Source organism: Streptomyces sp. NPDC001880 (assembly GCF_053594575.1).
Map to the genome: position 1 here is coordinate 15,470 of NZ_JBSFET010000075.1, position 15,401 is coordinate 30,870.

Below are 15,401 nucleotides of genomic sequence, written 5' to 3' on the forward strand. Positions count from 1 at the left end.
TCAGGCGGACTGCACGGCTGGTGACTGACTCTGCCAGCAGTTACGTTCGTACTCGGCCAGGGGGACGTAGTCGAGGGCGGAGTGGAGACGCTCCTCGTTGTGCGTGCGGAGCTGAAGGCGGTACGCAAGGAGAAGGCGACGCTTGCCGAGGAGAGGGAAATCCTGCGGAAGGCGACGAAGTTTTTCGCCTCCGAGATGACCTGGTGAGTCGCTGCCAGTTCATTGAGGATCACCGTGCGACCCACCCGGTCCAGCGGCTGTGCCAGGTACTCGACGTCGCCCGCTCCAGCTACTACAAGTGGCGCGACGGGCGCGAGGCCCGTGCCGCGCGGGAGCGGGCCGACGAGGCCCTGGCCGAGAAGATCCGGTCCGTCCATGCCGAGTCGAACGGCACCTACGGCGCCCCGCGCATCACGGCCGAGTTCCGTGACACGCACGGCATGAAGATCAACGAGAAGAAAGTCGCGCGTGTCATGCGCAAGTTCCGCATCGCCGGTTTCCGCCCGCGCAGGAAGGTCCGCACCACCGTCCCGGAGCCATCCGCCACGCCCGTGCCGGACCTGTTCAAGCGTGACTTCACCGCACCCGCTCCGAATCTGAAGTACATGGGCGATGTGACGTATCTCCCCGTCGGCGACGGTGAGTTCCTCTACCTGGCCACCGTCATCGACTGCTTCTCCCGCCGAGTGGTGGGCTGGTCCATCGCCGACCACATGCGCACCTCTCTGGTCGCCGACGCGCCCAGGATGGCCGCCCACGTCCGTGGCAGCCTGAACGGAGCCCAGACACCCTGACCACCCGGAACAATCTCGCCTCCTGGCAGCGGAGACGGGCGGATTCAACGTCGAATTACGATCATTCGTGAACACGAAGATCGGGCGTAAGTGCCCTGACGGGACGTGCTCCTGGTTGGCCCCAGCCGACGCCCGTCGCATGCTGTCCGTCGGCCGATCCCGTCCGACGGACAGCATGAGTTACAGTTGATCTCGACGGTTCGCTGCAACTCACGGCGACTGACGCTGCGTTGGTGGTCCAAGGAAAGACGCTCCGCTTCCTGCGGGGAAATGCAGGTGCAAGGCCTGCCCAGCGCTCACTCACGGAGCCCTTCCCTCCACCCTCCACTGGGGGAAGGGCTCCGTCACACTCCCCCGTACGCCGGGTCTGGGCTCGTAGTCGGCGCGCCCGCCCGGACCGTAAGCACTGATCTCCGTGACCTGCATCGCTCCGGTCTCACGTTCTCGTCCGTTCGAGCTGACCGTCCGGAAAGCCACCCGGCTGATTACCGCACACCCCGACAAGATCGACGAGAGCAACGCACTCGAGCTCAAGCAGCCCTGGCCGGCTGCCGGGAGTTGGATGCTGTCACCGACTGCGTGACTGCGCGCAGATGATGACCGACATTCGGAGCCGTCGGCCGTGGCGAGCCAGGTGCCGCCCGAGCAGCGGCGGAGTTCGCACCCGTACGGACCTGCGGCACCACTGGTGCGCTGAGCTCACCCGTCCGACGGCGGAGGTCCAGCGAGGGGGGTATGGGGCGTCGGGCGCGTTGTGTCCACCCATTCGCCTGTCTCCGATCGCAGCAGCTCCTCAGTTTTCGCCGCGAGCACGGTCGAGGAGTCCGCGCCGTCGTACGGGGCCGACCCACAGCTCCAGCTGACGAGCTCGCCGTGGAGCGCCATCAGCACAGAACCCGCTCGTACCCAGTTCTCGCTCCACCGGAACAGCTGCCGCAGTCCTGCCGAGGCCACCACCAAAGCCCCGAGGACGCCCGTCACCGTGACAGAGGCGCCGACCGCCGCGCACGCCGGTATAGACGCGGACAACAGCAGCAGCACGACCTCCGAGAGGTAGTGGCCAAGCCGCTGCCGCCGCACGTGCCGTTCGTACCACGTCGCGCGTTCGCGCACGCTGGGCGGAAGGTCGGCCCCGGCCGGCCCCCGCAACTCATCCCACCAGAAGCTCACTTCACCTGTGAATGTCATGCGCGCGACCCTTCAGAATCGCGTCTGTCAAGTCAAGGCGTGTGCGCACGGCCGTCGGAACATGGCGGCGAAGCCACCGGCTCGCAGCCGGGGTAATGAGCTGGGCCAGCCTGCCGTGTTCGCGCCCGGCACGCTTCATTTCCGTTCCTGACACACCGTCCGCACAGTGTTCACAGTCGTGTGTCGAAACTCCCCGAGGCCGCTTTCACGCCGTAGGGGCACTCGGCCTTGGCGTACGAGTAGCGCCAGGCGCTGACGCTCATGCTGCCGTCCTTGCACCACACCGTCGCCTGTACGTAGACGTTGCCGGCACAGTCGGCGTGGTAGCGACCTGCACCTCCCGGACCGGCCGAGTCGATCCATTCTGTGCATCCTCCGGCGACCGTCGCAGGGCTCAACGCATGCACCGTGTTCGCCGAAGCAGAAGATGCTGCGAGTGCGCAACAGAACATTGCGGTTGCTGACAGGAATATGACAAGCCGCTTCCTCACGGTTCTCCCCATTGTTGGCGTTGTTGTGGCATGCCTTCTGAGCGGGTTCCGTTGGCCGCAGTCTCACAGCCTTCTCGCCGCAGGGTCACGACCGTAACTGGCCATGTATTCCGTGCCGCTGAGCTGCGGGATGCCGGTCATCAGGCCACCTCCCGGGTGGGCTGTGCGTGGCCGTGCCTCCCGGGCCGGCCACGGTGTGCTGCCTAACGATGCCCATTGGACCGGGGCACGGCTACCGACGTGGGTCCGGCCTGCGCCGGACGGTGCTCCAGCCCGCAGCAAGGCCTGCGCCGCTCGCGAGCCTCGGCCGTGCCCCGGACCAGTGCTCTGGACCGGGACGTAGCCGTGTCTCCACCGGTGGCAGGGCCCGGTCCGGCACGCTGTGCCCATGACCGACGTCTTCGAGCACGCCCCGCAGGTCTGGAATGCAGCGCAGCTTCGCGACGCGCTCAAGGACCTGCCCGATGACGCACCGATCCATATCGGCGTGGCAGGCGACCCCGGCGGCTTCGACGGATACCGGGACTTCGTCCTCGTGGACGCGCATCAGGTGGAGAACTGGTGGCTGGCCACCTCCACTACTCCGGAACGTACCGAGACGGCGGAAGCTCCGACGCTGTTCGCCGACTGGGAACCGGAGCGTCTGGACTGAGCCGGTACCCACCGCGGCGCCTCGCCCCGAGTACGGGATCAGGTGGGGTTCAGCGGAGTAATGCTGGTACCCGCGTACAGCTCGGGCTCCAGCGACAGGACCGTGAGCGGCTCCCCCCGCCTTCACTGCGTGCCAGGCGATCGCAGCAGCGTGCGCCACCGGCCAGTCCACGTTACCCGATGGTCAGGCAAGCCCGTCCGCTCCCGCTGAGGCGGTCATGGCACCTCCCCGCGGCGCAACCATGAGCGGCCCTCAGGCATCATGATCACCAAACAGGCACCCACGAGGAGGGGTATCCGTGCACGCAGACAGGCGCTGGGCCAGATCCGCCGTCGCCGCCGCGGGGGCGGTGATTCTCTCCACCACCGCCTGCGAGGGGCCGTCAGCCTCGGCAGACGGGGACAAGAGCAACCCCTCGTCCGGTGCTTCGGCGCAGGCGACGCGGACGCACAGCCCTCCGGCGGCCACGAAGAGCTCGCCGAACCCCGGCTTCGCGGCCTTCCAGGGCGAGCCCTGTCCAAAGCTCACCGCTGCCGACAAGACCAACGGCTACCTGATCACCACGGTCGCCAGCCCGCGCGAAGGCATCACCGTCCACCCCGGCGGCGAACCGCAGACCGTCCTCGTCAAGCTCTGCAACACCACCGGCAAGGCACTCCGTGGCATCGCGCTCTCCGCGCAGGTCGAGTGGAACTACGCGGGCGAGCGGCCGCCCAAACTGACGGTGGAACGACGTGAGGCCCCCGATGGCGACTGGCACCCCGTCGAGCTGGTCGTGGCCAACGACTACCAGCCGTTGACCGGCGCTTCCGGTGCGCGGGACCTGCCCGCCCACGGCACCCGCACCGTGGAGTACCGGATCAGCGCCGCCGAGGACGCCCCCGCAGGCCAGGGAGGGTTCGATATCCATGCCATCCGGGCCGACGCGGACCCGCTCGATATGGAGGACATGCGGGGCGGCGGCAACGGAGGATTCCCGCTCACCACCACCCCTCGCGAGTGATCGCCCGACGGCATCCCGCCTACGGGCTCCACTGACTGGGAATCCCCACGATCGGGTACGGGACCCACACGACGAGAGCCGCGCTTCAGCAGGCCAGTGAATTCCTTCGGCCCTACCTCGACGGCCCGCCGCCCTCACAGGCGGCGTACTGCGCCGCCGAGTCCGGTATCAGCCGGTTGCAGGCGTACCGCGTGCACGGTGGCCAGGGGCGGGGCCCGGGGATTGCTGTGGCGAGTGCGGTGAGGCGGCCGCGTTCAGCGTGCGGGTCGGTGAGGTCCAGGTCCTCAACTAGCGAGCGACCCGCACGTATGCGCAGTGGTCGGGCCCGACCACGGGCCGGCGTAGGCCGACCACAGGCCCGACCACCACAGGCCAGGCCAGCACACGCTGCCCGTACGATGACCGGTGTGACAGTCCGCCGCGCCCTTGGCGCAGGCCCCCAGGCTCCCGCGCCCAGCATCCGCGCCGCCCAGGCCGACCTGCTCGACGCTCTCCCCGGAGAGCGTCTGTCCGACCTCGACGAACTGCGTGCCCGAGGCGTACTCGGCACGCGCCCGGCGGCTTCCCCGTCTCCGCGGCGGACCCTCGGGACCGGTGGCCGTGCCGCCGCCGAGGAACAGCCCCATCATCCCGCCTGACACCCCCTCGGCGATGGTGCGGCACGAGTGGTGCCGTACCCGCGAAACGCCCGGTGGGCGGCGGCGCCCCGTGTGGGGTGCCGCCCACCGGGCGTGGGTGCTGTAGGTGTGTCAGCTGACTTGGAGGGTCAGGGTTTTCGGCCAGCTGGTCTGGTCGAGGCGGGTGAACAGGTCCTTGAGGTCGGTGGGTGTGAGTTTGATGCAGCCGTTGGACTTGTAGTCGAAGTCGGCGTCCCAGCGCCAGAAGTCGTCGTCCTTGAGGGGGACGTCGATGGCCTGTGTGCCGTCGGCGAGCATCTCGCTGTGGATGAACATGTCGGTGCGCGTGACAGGCTTCTGGCCGGGGGCGGGTGTGCAGGTCTTGTTCTCGAGCTGGATGGCGTAGCCCTGGATCTGCACGTTGGGGTTGTGGTTCCACTTTCCGCGGTTGGTCTCGTGTCCCTTGACCTTGTAGGTCCCGTTGGGCAGCCGGCCCTTGTTGGAGAGGCAGGTGTCCTTGCTGTCCATTCACGTCAAGCCGTGCTCACAGACTTGATCAAGGAACGGCCGGAGGTTTGTGGGCACCGCTCCCGCGGGGCCCGGCAGAAGCGAGTGGACCGGCCTACGCCGGAGCAGTGGTCTCTTTGGCTGCTGCTGTACTTGCCTGCTCGGCCCACCGGACCGCATAGGGCATCGCCAGTCCCGCGAGCACGAAAACACCGCCCAGAGCCAGCCAGCCGGGAACGCCCCAGGTGATGCAGAACAGGCCCAGGATTGACGGAGCCAGGGAACTTGCCAAGCCTGCGCCGGTGGCGCTCAGTCCGGAGTACTGGCCCTGGGCATGGGCGGGCGCCAGTCCGAAGCTCAGCTCGAACGAGGCGGCGGTGTGCCACAGCTCACCGATCGTGTGCACGACGACACCGATGATGATCATTATGGTGGCGAGCCATCCCGGGATCCCCGCCGCGATCGATATCGCTGCCATGCCGAGCAGGAACGCCACCCCGGAACGGACCGCGACCCGCCCCGCTGAGATGTTATCGACTACCCCTCGGCTTGCCCGCACCTGGAACACCACCACGATCAGCGTGTTGACCACCGCGCACGCTCCGACCAGCCACTGGGGTGCTGCGCTGTGCCCGACGATCCACAGCGGCAGCGCGAACACCAGAACATGTCCCTGAAGCGACAGGACCGAGTCCAGCCCAGTGACCACCACGTACGGGCGGTCCTTCAGCACGCCCCAACGGCCGGCAGGAGACGACCCCGAGGCGGAGTCCCGCTCACGCAACGGTGGCAGATGCGGCAGCCGGGTCACGACAGCCGCGCAGAGCAGGAAACTCAGGGCATTGGCCAGCACCAGCGCCACGTACGCGCCCCGGGTGTCCACCTGCACCACCACGCCGGCCATGACTGCGCCACACGCTCCGGCCAGATTGGCCACGGCCCGCAGATAGGACCGGTACTTCGTCGGATCCGCCCCCGCAAGGCCGCGCGTCAGCGGGCCTCGGGCAGCAGCACCGGCCGAGGACGCGAGCTGGGTGAGGGAGATAACCAGCACGAACATCCCGAACGAGCGCACCAGCACCAGCGCCGCCATCGCCACGGCCTGCACGCACTGAATCGCCAGATACGTCTCCCGCGGCCCGTACCGGTCGGCCACCCGCCCCGCAGGCACCCCTGCTGCCAGGCCAACCAGGGCTGCTACCCCCATGCCCAGACCGACCTGCGTCACCGACAGCCCGACCGAGCGGGTGAAGAACAGCGCGGCGCCGGTCATGAAGAGACCGCTGCCGATCGTGCTGATGAACGTCGCCAGTGCCAGTGTCCGCCGGGGCCCCCGCTCGGGCAGCAGCCCACGCGTCACCAGCCCCGACTGCGGGGGTCGCCCCGCTGCTTTCGGCACGGTGTCGTCCAATGCCTGGTCGGACGTCCTGTCGGTTCTCAAGGTGCCGGATCCCCTTTCCTGCGAGCCTCTTGGCCGCCCAGGGACTATGCACGGCGGCCCGCCTGCTACGAAAGGCGCGATGACCTGGCGAAATGTCACATCTCAAAAAGGAACCAGGAGCCGTCTGTCAGGCGTTGTGACGAGTAACGGTCCACCAGTTCGGAATCGTGGCCGGCGACATCAACAACCCGCCTCTTCCGCTGCGGTGCAGGAAGCGGGCCACTGCTCCCAGCTGAGCTCTGTTGCCGACATCAGGCTGCCAAGCCCGTGGCCGAAGTGCCGACATCCACACATGAAAGCCAACTCGCCACGGCTCTACCTTGTGCAGTAACGCAGATACGGCGCGTCTCATCTGAGGGGCACGGCGCGCCGCTCGGCATGAAACAGATGGTGAGAGATGGACGGCATAGTGAACGACGGCGCTTCGAGTACACATTCGCAGCGTGAGGCGAAAGCTCATTTGTCACCGCGCGCGTCTCTGGTGATGTCGTTGGTGCTCGCGCTGCTGTTGGGCGCCCTGTCGCTCTTGGTGATGGTTCCGGCGGACCGGCATCTACGCTCTCTGCAGGACGGCAAGCGAGCTGATGCGACGTTGGTTACGAGAGGCTCCTGCATGGTGGGCGGATGCCAGGTTGAGTTCGAGGCTGATGGGCGGACGGTGGTGGCGGATCTCCCGGTCGGCAGTGGCGGAGGCAAGAGTTCTGCGGGTACTCGACTCACCATCCGATACGAGGCGGACGATCCTCGGGTAGTGGCCCGTGAAGACGATGTCCATGGCGGCGGGGCAGCCGTGTTGGCCGTTATGTCGGGCGGAGGTGCCCTGCTCTTCCTGGTGCTGTCGGTCACGATGGGCATCTTGTGGGCACGGCAGCGGCAGGCAAGCCTCACGCCGTCGGTTCAGGAAGCTGATGTTGCGACGACTGGTTGAGTCCGGGCTTGCTGCCCATGCCGGTGCCGGGCCCACCCCAGCACCTGCATCACGTACCGGAGCCATCGCTTCCGCTATCGACGCTGATTCTCCTACCGAGGCTATGCCGTCACGCGGGCCAACCCGTGGCTCGGCCACTTGTCACTTCGCCGTAGCTTCGGGAGCGGACACAGCGCGGTGCAGCCGACTCCAGTCATCCGCGTATCCGACTTCGGACGCTGACAGTTCACCGAGAGCCCCGGGCATGGGTGGTGCCCATTCAACATGGGGGGCGAAAACGGTCCCCCGAGGTGATTTTGCCGGGTCATATGGGAGCCACTGCTCCGCTGTGAACGGGAGCCAGGGATAGGCTGTTCGGGGCGGCGGCGTACGCGACCGTGGCGGGTGTTCTCCGGTGGGATCGGGAGCCACTCCGGTGATGACCGGAAACACTGATCGGGTGGCCCAGGGGTCGGGGCGGGATGAGGATTGCCGGTAGCTTGTGCGTGCGGGCCCGGGTCGCCTCCCTGACAAGTCGCGGCCAGGGGCTCGCGTTCGTCACGCGGAAGGGCTGGACCCGTGGGGTCCAGCCCTTCGTGCTGCCGGTGGTGTGTCGGTAAGGCCCACTGGCTGCTTCAGGGGTCAGTGGGCCCGCTCGCGCCATCGCGCGGAGTTGCCCTGCACCTCGGCAATGCTCGGGTGACGCACAGCGTCCAGCGTGTCATCGGTGAGAAGATCGGCAATCAGGGCCGCAGGCCCGAACACCTCCGTGGCGCTCAGGTCCCAGTTGGTCAGGACGAACCAAGAACCCTCCACGGGCCACCAGTGCGCGGGGAACCGAATACCTGTGGTTCGGTCGGGCCATGTGCTGGCATCGTGGTGAGCCAGTGCCTCATCCAGTCGGCCCCGGCGGGCCGGGATCGGTCGGCCGATGTCCTCAATCGCCGCCTGGGCCCAGTAGCACTCCGTGCGATGGCCTTCGGGGCTGTGGCGGGCGAGGATCTCGACCAGGTGAGCCAAACTGTCTCGGTCAATCTCCCCCATGTCCGGCTTCTCAACGGGCAGGTCCAGCCCCTCAAAGACCCTGAAGGAGGGGGTGAACTGCCAGTCCTCCAGGCGCTTGCCGACCTGCGCCAGCACGTCGTTCCACCGAGCTTGTTCCCCCCTCACTGTGACGGCGTGCAGGACCCAGCAACGGTCCGGGAAACCTTCCTGGGGCTCGTAGCCCAAGACGGCCTCATCTCCGTCCAGGACCGGACGCATACCGCCCAGCGAATCGTCATCCGACACCAGCTTCAACACCGAATTCCTCGAGACTTCGATCACGCACATGACGTTCTGCAACCAGTCGAGGTTAATACTCCAGTCTGACTTTGCGATCTTGTGGCCGTACCCGGCCGGGAACGGGTATGGCCACCGCGTGATCATCGGTTGGTGTGTGGGCAAACTAAGATCGTGCGGTGGCCGCGGGCCATGGCGTAGGCCCTGCCCGCTGGCGGGAGATGTTCGACCGGGCCATGGCCCGGATCGCGGGCCGCTTCGGCCGAGTTGAACCGAGGGCGAGTGCCCGTGCCTGTCTGCTCGGGCTGTTGTCGAAGGCGGAGCGGAAGAACTGCTGGCAGCTGGCCGAACAGGTCGGCTTGGCCCGGCCGGGGCCGATGCAGCGGCTGCTGCGCTACGCGCGCCGGTACGCCGACGCCGTCCGCGACGATGTCCGTGCCTACGCCGTCGAACACCTCGGTGCCGACGGCGCGGTGCTGATCGTGGACGAGACCGGCTTCGTGAAGAAGGGCGATCGTTCTGATGCTGGACCGCGTCCAGCGCGTGTCCGAGGGCCCGGCCGACTTCGGCGACGGCGGCTGGCGCTCGACCCTCCAGGTCCTGGGCCACGCCACTCTCGCCCTCTACCGTCGCCACTCCTGGCGCTGGAGGTCAACCAGTCCCGCCCCGTCCTCGGCCCGAACGCGCTCGACGGCATGGAGAAGGTGGTCGGCCGGATCAGGTCGATGGGCCTGCCCGACCCCGAACTGGTCTCGGTGATCATCCTGATTGACGGGTACGTGGTGGGGGAGCGCAGGTGTACGAGGAGGAGGCCGAGCGCACGTCCGGTCTGACGGACGCCAAGTTCTGGGAGGCCCAGCAGCCCGTCCTGGAGAAGGCCATGGCCAGTGGGCGCTATCCCGTCATGGCCTCCTGTCCGAGGACTCCTTCGGCACCGGCTTCGACCATTTCGAGTTCGGCCTCCAGCGCATCCTGGACGGGCTGGAGGTACTGGTGGCGGCGCGCGACGTGCGCCTCGCGGACGGCTCCGTCACCGGCTCGGCAGCGCCGGAACAGCCCTCGTAGCTCCCGTGGTTCTCGCGGCTTGAACGACGCGGTACGTGCGACGCGCGCGGCGACCGCTCACCGGCCCGGCGAGCGGTGGGGTGTCGTGGTGCCGTCGAGTTTGGTGACGACCGTCTCGTCCGGGGTGAGGACCCGTCCGTCCTGTGCGCGGACCTCCACCGGAAGCAGGGGGAGGCCCTGGCGACGATCGGTCAGTTCCGAGTGGGGCTCACCGGGTTCAAAGAACCGCGCCTCGCCCCACTGACGCAGCGCGACGATGACGGGGAAGAGCTCCCGGCCCTTGTCCGTCAGCTCGTACTCGTGGTGGGCGCCGCCGCCGGGCGCCGGTACCGAGTCCAGGATCCCGCCCGCGACCAGGGTGCGCAGCCGGGCGCTCAGGATGTTCTTGGCCACCCCGAGGCTTCGCTGGAACTCGCCGAAGCGCCGGCTCCCGTCGAAGGCGTCGCGCACGATCAGCAGCGACCACCAGTCGCCGATCGCGTCGACCGACCGCGCGACCGGGCAGTCGCTGTCGTCGAACCGGGTCCGTTTCACCACGTCGTCCTCCTTCGCGGCCGACCGGCCAGCCCTTGTGGTTGCAACATGCTACCAGTCGCCTCTATGTTCACGGGTGGCAACATGCAACCGAACTGCTGGGAGGGCCACCATGAACCAGGCGACATCCGCCGCCGTACTGCCCCGCGGCGCCACCGCGCTGTTCGCGGTCGCCTGCGGAACAGCGGTCGCCAACGTCTACTTCGCCCAGCCGCTCCTGGTGGCCCTCGGCAACGAGTTCGCGATCTCCCCGGCAGCACTCGGCACCATCGTCACCCTCACGCAGATCGGCTACGGCCTGGGCCTCTTCCTCATCGTTCCGCTCGGCGACCTGCTCGCCCCCCGACGGCTGATCACGACGCAACTGCTCCTCCTGGCCGCCGCACTCCTCTTCGTCGCGACCACGACCACCGCCACGACGCTCCTCGTCGGGATGGCCGCCCTGGGGCTGCTCGCCGTCGTCACACAGTCCCTCGTCGCCTGCGCCGCCTCCTTCACCGAGCCCGCCCGCCGCGGCCGTGTCGTCGGCATCGTCACCAGCGGCGTCGTCACCGGCATCCTGCTCGCCCGCACCGTCTCCGGACTGCTCGGCGACCTCGCGGGCTGGCGCTCGGTCTACCTCACCTCGGCAGCACTGACCTGTGCGTCGGCCCTCGCACTCCACCGCGTCATTCCCCCGCGCGGCACACCGGCGCCCGCACTGGGATACGGGCGCCTGCTCACCTCCACCATCCGCCTGTTCACGCGCGAACCCCTGCCGCGCCTGCGCGCACTGTTCGCGCTCCTCGTCTTCGCCGCCTTCAGCACCCTCTGGAGCAGCGTCACCCTGGTCCTCAGCGCTCCCCCCATGTCCCTGCCGTCGGCCGCGATCGGCGCGTTCGGGCTGCTCGGCGCCGCCGGAGCCCTCGCCGCCAACGTCGCGGGCCGCCTCAACGACCGCGGCCACGCGAACCGGACCACCGGCTTCGGCCTGGCCCTGCTCACCCTCTCGTGGCTGCCCCTGGCTCTCACCCGGCAGTCGCTGTGGGCCCTCGCGGCCGGAGCGATCCTTCTCGACCTCGCCGTACAGGCCGTACACGTCACCAACCAGAGCCTGATCCACGCGCTGCACCCCGACGCGGGAAGCCGGTTCATCGGCGGGTACATGGTCTTCTACTCGATCGGAAGCGCCGTCGGAGCCCTCGCCGCGACAACCCTGTACGCCGCGGCGGGCTGGAGCGCGGTGTGCGTACTCGGCGCCGGATTCAGCGGCCTCGCCCTCATCCTCTGGGCATTCACCAGGAACGGTGCCACCCGACCGGTAGAGAGGCGGGAACGATGCACCGCCTGAAGCGACAAGGCTCGAATATGAGTACGACGACTCAGGCCCCGGCCGCCACCCGGTCCCGAGGGCGAGGGGCAACACCGCCGAGACCGGAAGACCCTTCATGCTCAACCGCACCGCCGACGTCCTGGTGCCCGCGTTCGGCCGACTGACGGTGACCACCGACCCCGGCGCCGAACTCGCGCCCGGCAGCATCATCGCCGCGAACCACACGTCCTTGGCGGACCCCGCGATCGTGACCGCCGCCCTGTACCGCCTCGGCGCCGAGCCGGTCATCATGGCGGCCGCGGGGCTGTGGTGCGTCCCGCTGCTCGGCCGTGCGCTGGCCCGCGAAGGACGCATCCCGGTCATCCGCGGAGACCGGCGCGCCGCGGCCGCGCTGGACGCCGCGGCGGAGGCCCTGGAGCAGGGGCGGCTGGTCCTCATCTACGCCGAAGGGGGCCTGCCCCGCCGCAGGGACGCCGGGGAAGCGGCACCCGGCACCTTCCGCAGCGGCCTGGCCCGGCTCGCCGAATGCACCGGCGCCCCCGTCGTACCCGTGGGCCAGGCCGGAGCCTGCCGGATCGCCTCGGGCAGCACCGCCAAGCAGCTCGCCGGCCTGGTCACCGCCCCGCTGCGCCGACCGGACCTTCATGTGCACGTGGGCGCGCCCCTGGAGTCGACCGGCGACCGCGCCACCCGGACGGCACGGCCCGGACCGCGGTGACCACCGCGTGGCGCACGGCCGCCGCCCACCTGCGCGAGCCCGCCGCACTCGCCCCGCGCGGCAGCCACGCCCGGACGGGGTCTCAGACGTCGGCCTTTGGCGAGGGCTCGGCGAAGGCGCCGGCGGCTGCGGCGAGGGCGGCGGTTCTGGCCGCCTGGCCCGGCAGTCGCGGGTCGGACGGCGTGCGGAGAAGCACCAGCTGGTGGTAGAGCGGCGCGGTAGCGGCGATGAGCAGATGCCGGGCGTCGGTACGCGGCGGGAGTTCGCCGCGCCGGACGGCCCGGCCGACGACGATCTCGCAGCGGGCGTAACGGTCCTCCCACAGCCGCTGCTGGGCCTCGGCGGCCTTCTCGGAGCGGAACGAGGCGGCGATCAGGGCCGCCATGACCGGTGGCTGTGCGCTCATGCCCGCCTGGATCTCCTCGTTCAGCGCTGTCAGGTCGCCTTCCAGCGAGCCGGTGTCCGGCGGCTGCCAGTCGTCGTCACTCGCGGCATCGAGCACGTCGGCGAGCAGACCGCCGACATCCCCCCAGCGCCGGTAGACGGTGGTGCGGTGCACCCCGGCGCGGGCGGCGACGGCGTCCGTGGTGAGCCCGTCATAGCCGTGTTCAGCCAGCTCCGCGAGGGCTGCGTCGAGCACCTGCGCGCGGATACGGGCGGTGCGGCCCCCGGGCCGGCGTCGGGGCGCCGACGGTGGCCGGGCGCCGTTCGCGTCCGCTCCCGCTTCCGGTGTCGGTTCCGGGGCTGTGGGAGGCGTCATGGGCGAATCCGATTGCTCGGGGGGACGAAGATATGGCAACATCTTAAAGCATCAACCGTCGCACTAGTGGAGTGATCGATGCTCTTCCACAGCATTCGCCCTGCCGTACGGCCCCTCACGGCCGCCTCGTTCCCGAATGCTCTGGAGACCTCGTATGCCCACACAGATCACCACGCTCGCCGTCAGCAAGTCCTTCAGCGGCAGGCCCGTCCTTGATGCGGTGACCTGCTCGCTCGCCGCCGGCGAGCGCACCGGGATCATCGGAGAGAACGGATCCGGCAAGACCACCCTGCTGCGCCTGCTCGCCGGGCGCGAACAGCCCGATGAGGGTGAGGTCGTGGTCCAGGCCACCGGTGGCGTCGGCTATCTCGCCCAGGACGAGTGGACGGACCCGCGGGCCACCGTCCAGCACATCATCGACCGCGCCCTGAGCGACCTGCGCGCCGTAGAACGGCGCATGCGGCACCTTGAGACCGCAATGGCCGACGGCGACGCGTCGGGCCTGCCCGAGTACGGCGAACTGATGACGGTCTTCGAACTGCGCGGCGGCTACGACGCCGAAGCCCGGGTGGAACGTGCCCTGCACGGCCTCGGCCTGGGGCTGGTGGGCCGTGACCGCGTCGTGGGCAGCCTGTCCGGCGGAGAGCGGGTCAGGCTGCGACTGGCGGCCCTGCTGGCCGCCGCGCCGGAGGTGCTGCTGCTGGACGAGCCGACCAATCACCTCGACGACGGCGCCCTGACCTGGCTGGAGGAACACCTCCGCGCCCGCCAGGGCACCACGGTGGCGGTCTCCCACGACCGGGTCTTCCTCGAACGTGTCGCGACCAGCCTGCTGGAGGTGGACGCCGACCGGCACCGCGTCGTCCGGTACGGCAACGGCTACCCCGGTTACCTCGCCGAGAAGGCCGCCGTCCGCCGGCGCTGGGCCCAGGCGTACGCCCAGTGGCGGACCGACACCGACCGGCTCCGCGAGGCCGCCGCGACCACCGCCCGCCAGGTGGCTCCGGGCCGTCCGATGAAGGACGGCAACAAGATGGCCTACGACCGGGCGGGCGGCCGGGTCCAGCAGTCCCTGGCCGGCCGGGTACGCAACGCCGAGGAACGGCTGCGCCGCCTGCTCGCCGACCCGGTACCGCCGCCGCCAGAGCCGCTGCACTTCACCCCGGTACTGCGGACCCGCCGCCTGAAGGGAACCGTCCTCGACGCCGCCGACGTCGCTGTCATGGACCGGCTCGACCGTACGAGCCTCACCGTCGCAGCGGGCGAACGCCTGCTGATCACGGGGCCGAACGGAGCGGGCAAGAGCACTCTGCTCCGCGTCCTGGCCGGGGACATCGCTCCCCACGGGGGGAGCGTCACCCGGCGCGGTAGGATCGGCTACCTCCCCCAGGAGCCGCAGCCCGGGAAACCGGACGAGACGGTGCTGGCCGCCTTCGCCCGCGGCCGGGCCGGGGACCCCGCCGAGCACGCCGAACAGCTGCTGTCCCTGGGCCTGTTCCCCCGCGACCAGCTCACGGTGACCGTCGGCCGGCTGTCCACCGGGCAGGCGCAGCGGCTCGCGCTGGCGCGATTGCTGAGCGAGCCGTCCGAGGTCCTGCTGCTCGACGAACCCACCAACCATCTGTCGCCCGCTCTCGTCGAGGAGCTGGAGACCGCCCTGGCCGACTACGACGGCGCTCTCGTCGTCGTCAGCCACGATCGCCGGCTGCGCCGACGCTGGCGGGGCGCCCAACTGGCCATGCGGGCAACCGAGACGTCCGCTGCCAACGCCTGACGCCCCAGGATCTCGAACACCCCCAAGATCTCGTACACCCCCACGCAGACTCGAACGCCCCCACGCACAAAGGACGCGCCACGTGACCGCGTCGTGCCCCGCCGCCCTACCGGCGAACCATCCATGTCCCAGCACCGAGAGTCGAGCCGCCTGCATGCCTGCTCCGTTCCGCCTCAACGAGGCGGAACGGACCGACGTCACAACCCGCAGCCGGATTTACCAACAGCGTCCCGTATGGAGTGCCGCCCACCGGGCGTCGGTGCGGCATTCCAGCCGTTCCGCGCCGTCCCGGCCGTTCCACAAGGCCCCTGACCTGCGAAAAGGAACGGCTCTGGAACACGGCGACCACATCGGTAC

At 69.3% G+C, this 15,401-nt stretch carries 12 protein-coding genes and 4 pseudogenes; 10 read left to right on the forward strand and 6 right to left on the reverse strand.

Going from position 1 to position 15,401, the window contains the following annotated elements; genetic code table 11:
- Positions 1 to 75: 75 nt before the first annotated feature.
- Positions 76 to 770 (forward strand): annotated as a pseudogene (locus ACWCQ6_RS28165) (IS3 family transposase); the annotation flags it as partial.
- A 723-nt stretch (positions 771 to 1,493) separates the two neighbouring features.
- On the opposite strand, the gene ACWCQ6_RS28170 reads toward ACWCQ6_RS28165, so the two are convergent.
- Complete coding sequence (locus tag ACWCQ6_RS28170) at positions 1,494 to 1,982, reverse strand: DUF4231 domain-containing protein (protein ID WP_451093842.1); 489 nt, start codon at positions 1,980 to 1,982, stop codon at positions 1,494 to 1,496.
- 879 nt (positions 1,983 to 2,861) lie between these two features.
- On the opposite strand from ACWCQ6_RS28170, the gene ACWCQ6_RS28175 reads away from it, so the two are divergent.
- The 3 genes from ACWCQ6_RS28175 (at position 2,862) to ACWCQ6_RS28185 (ending at position 4,766) form a co-directional block, all read left to right on the forward strand.
- Positions 2,862 to 3,125, forward strand: coding sequence for a DUF6225 family protein (locus tag ACWCQ6_RS28175; RefSeq protein ID WP_451093844.1), 264 nt, complete (start codon positions 2,862 to 2,864; stop codon positions 3,123 to 3,125).
- A 298-nt stretch (positions 3,126 to 3,423) separates the two neighbouring features.
- Entirely contained in the window at positions 3,424 to 4,128 is a 705-nt protein-coding gene (locus tag ACWCQ6_RS28180; RefSeq protein ID WP_451093846.1) for a hypothetical protein, read from the forward strand.
- 407 nt (positions 4,129 to 4,535) lie between these two features.
- A complete protein-coding gene (locus tag ACWCQ6_RS28185; protein WP_451093848.1) occupies positions 4,536 to 4,766 on the forward strand; it encodes a hypothetical protein in 231 nt (76 codons plus the stop codon).
- Between the two features lie 111 nt (positions 4,767 to 4,877).
- Here the strand turns inward: ACWCQ6_RS28185 and ACWCQ6_RS28190 are convergent, their stop codons facing one another.
- Complete coding sequence (locus tag ACWCQ6_RS28190) at positions 4,878 to 5,273, reverse strand: hypothetical protein (protein WP_451093850.1); 396 nt, start codon at positions 5,271 to 5,273, stop codon at positions 4,878 to 4,880.
- Between the two features lie 94 nt (positions 5,274 to 5,367).
- Positions 5,368 to 6,663: an MFS transporter gene (locus ACWCQ6_RS28195; RefSeq protein ID WP_451093852.1), complete on the reverse strand. Its 1,296-nt coding sequence runs from the start codon at positions 6,661 to 6,663 to the stop codon at positions 5,368 to 5,370.
- 427 nt (positions 6,664 to 7,090) lie between these two features.
- On the opposite strand from ACWCQ6_RS28195, the gene ACWCQ6_RS28200 reads away from it, so the two are divergent.
- Positions 7,091 to 7,621: a hypothetical protein gene (locus tag ACWCQ6_RS28200; RefSeq protein ID WP_451093854.1), complete on the forward strand. Its 531-nt coding sequence runs from the start codon at positions 7,091 to 7,093 to the stop codon at positions 7,619 to 7,621.
- 621 nt (positions 7,622 to 8,242) lie between these two features.
- Here the strand turns inward: ACWCQ6_RS28200 and ACWCQ6_RS28205 are convergent.
- A complete protein-coding gene (locus tag ACWCQ6_RS28205; RefSeq protein ID WP_451093856.1) occupies positions 8,243 to 8,944 on the reverse strand; it encodes a hypothetical protein in 702 nt (233 codons plus the stop codon).
- Positions 8,945 to 9,117: 173 nt separating this feature from the next.
- On the opposite strand from ACWCQ6_RS28205, the pseudogene ACWCQ6_RS28210 reads away from it, so the two are divergent.
- Positions 9,118 to 9,393 (forward strand): annotated as a pseudogene (locus ACWCQ6_RS28210) (transposase); the annotation flags it as partial.
- 7 nt (positions 9,394 to 9,400) lie between these two features.
- A pseudogene (locus ACWCQ6_RS28215) lies at positions 9,401 to 9,946 on the forward strand (TetR/AcrR family transcriptional regulator C-terminal domain-containing protein); the annotation flags it as partial.
- 57 nt (positions 9,947 to 10,003) lie between these two features.
- On the opposite strand, the gene ACWCQ6_RS28220 reads toward ACWCQ6_RS28215, so the two are convergent.
- Positions 10,004 to 10,483 (reverse strand): winged helix-turn-helix transcriptional regulator, encoded by a 480-nt coding sequence (locus tag ACWCQ6_RS28220; protein WP_451093858.1) that lies wholly within the window; start codon positions 10,481 to 10,483, stop codon positions 10,004 to 10,006.
- A 109-nt stretch (positions 10,484 to 10,592) separates the two neighbouring features.
- Here ACWCQ6_RS28220 and ACWCQ6_RS28225 point away from each other — a divergent pair, with 109 nt between their 5' ends.
- Positions 10,593 to 11,810 carry an MFS transporter gene (locus tag ACWCQ6_RS28225; RefSeq protein WP_451093860.1) on the forward strand — a complete coding sequence of 406 codons (1,218 nt, stop codon included), beginning with the start codon at positions 10,593 to 10,595 and terminating at the stop codon, positions 11,808 to 11,810.
- A gap of 97 nt (positions 11,811 to 11,907) precedes the next feature.
- A pseudogene (locus tag ACWCQ6_RS28230) lies at positions 11,908 to 12,563 on the forward strand (lysophospholipid acyltransferase family protein); the annotation flags it as partial.
- A 29-nt stretch (positions 12,564 to 12,592) separates the two neighbouring features.
- Here ACWCQ6_RS28230 and ACWCQ6_RS28235 read toward each other — a convergent pair.
- The gene (locus tag ACWCQ6_RS28235; protein WP_451093862.1) at positions 12,593 to 13,270 is read right to left on the reverse strand and encodes a TetR/AcrR family transcriptional regulator; all 678 of its coding nucleotides are present in this window, start codon (positions 13,268 to 13,270) and stop codon (positions 12,593 to 12,595) included.
- 154 nt (positions 13,271 to 13,424) lie between these two features.
- Between ACWCQ6_RS28235 and abc-f the strand changes: the two genes are divergently transcribed.
- Positions 13,425 to 15,044 carry a ribosomal protection-like ABC-F family protein gene (abc-f, locus tag ACWCQ6_RS28240; protein ID WP_451093864.1) on the forward strand — a complete coding sequence of 540 codons (1,620 nt, stop codon included), beginning with the start codon at positions 13,425 to 13,427 and terminating at the stop codon, positions 15,042 to 15,044.
- The last annotated feature ends 357 nt before the right edge of the window (positions 15,045 to 15,401 follow it).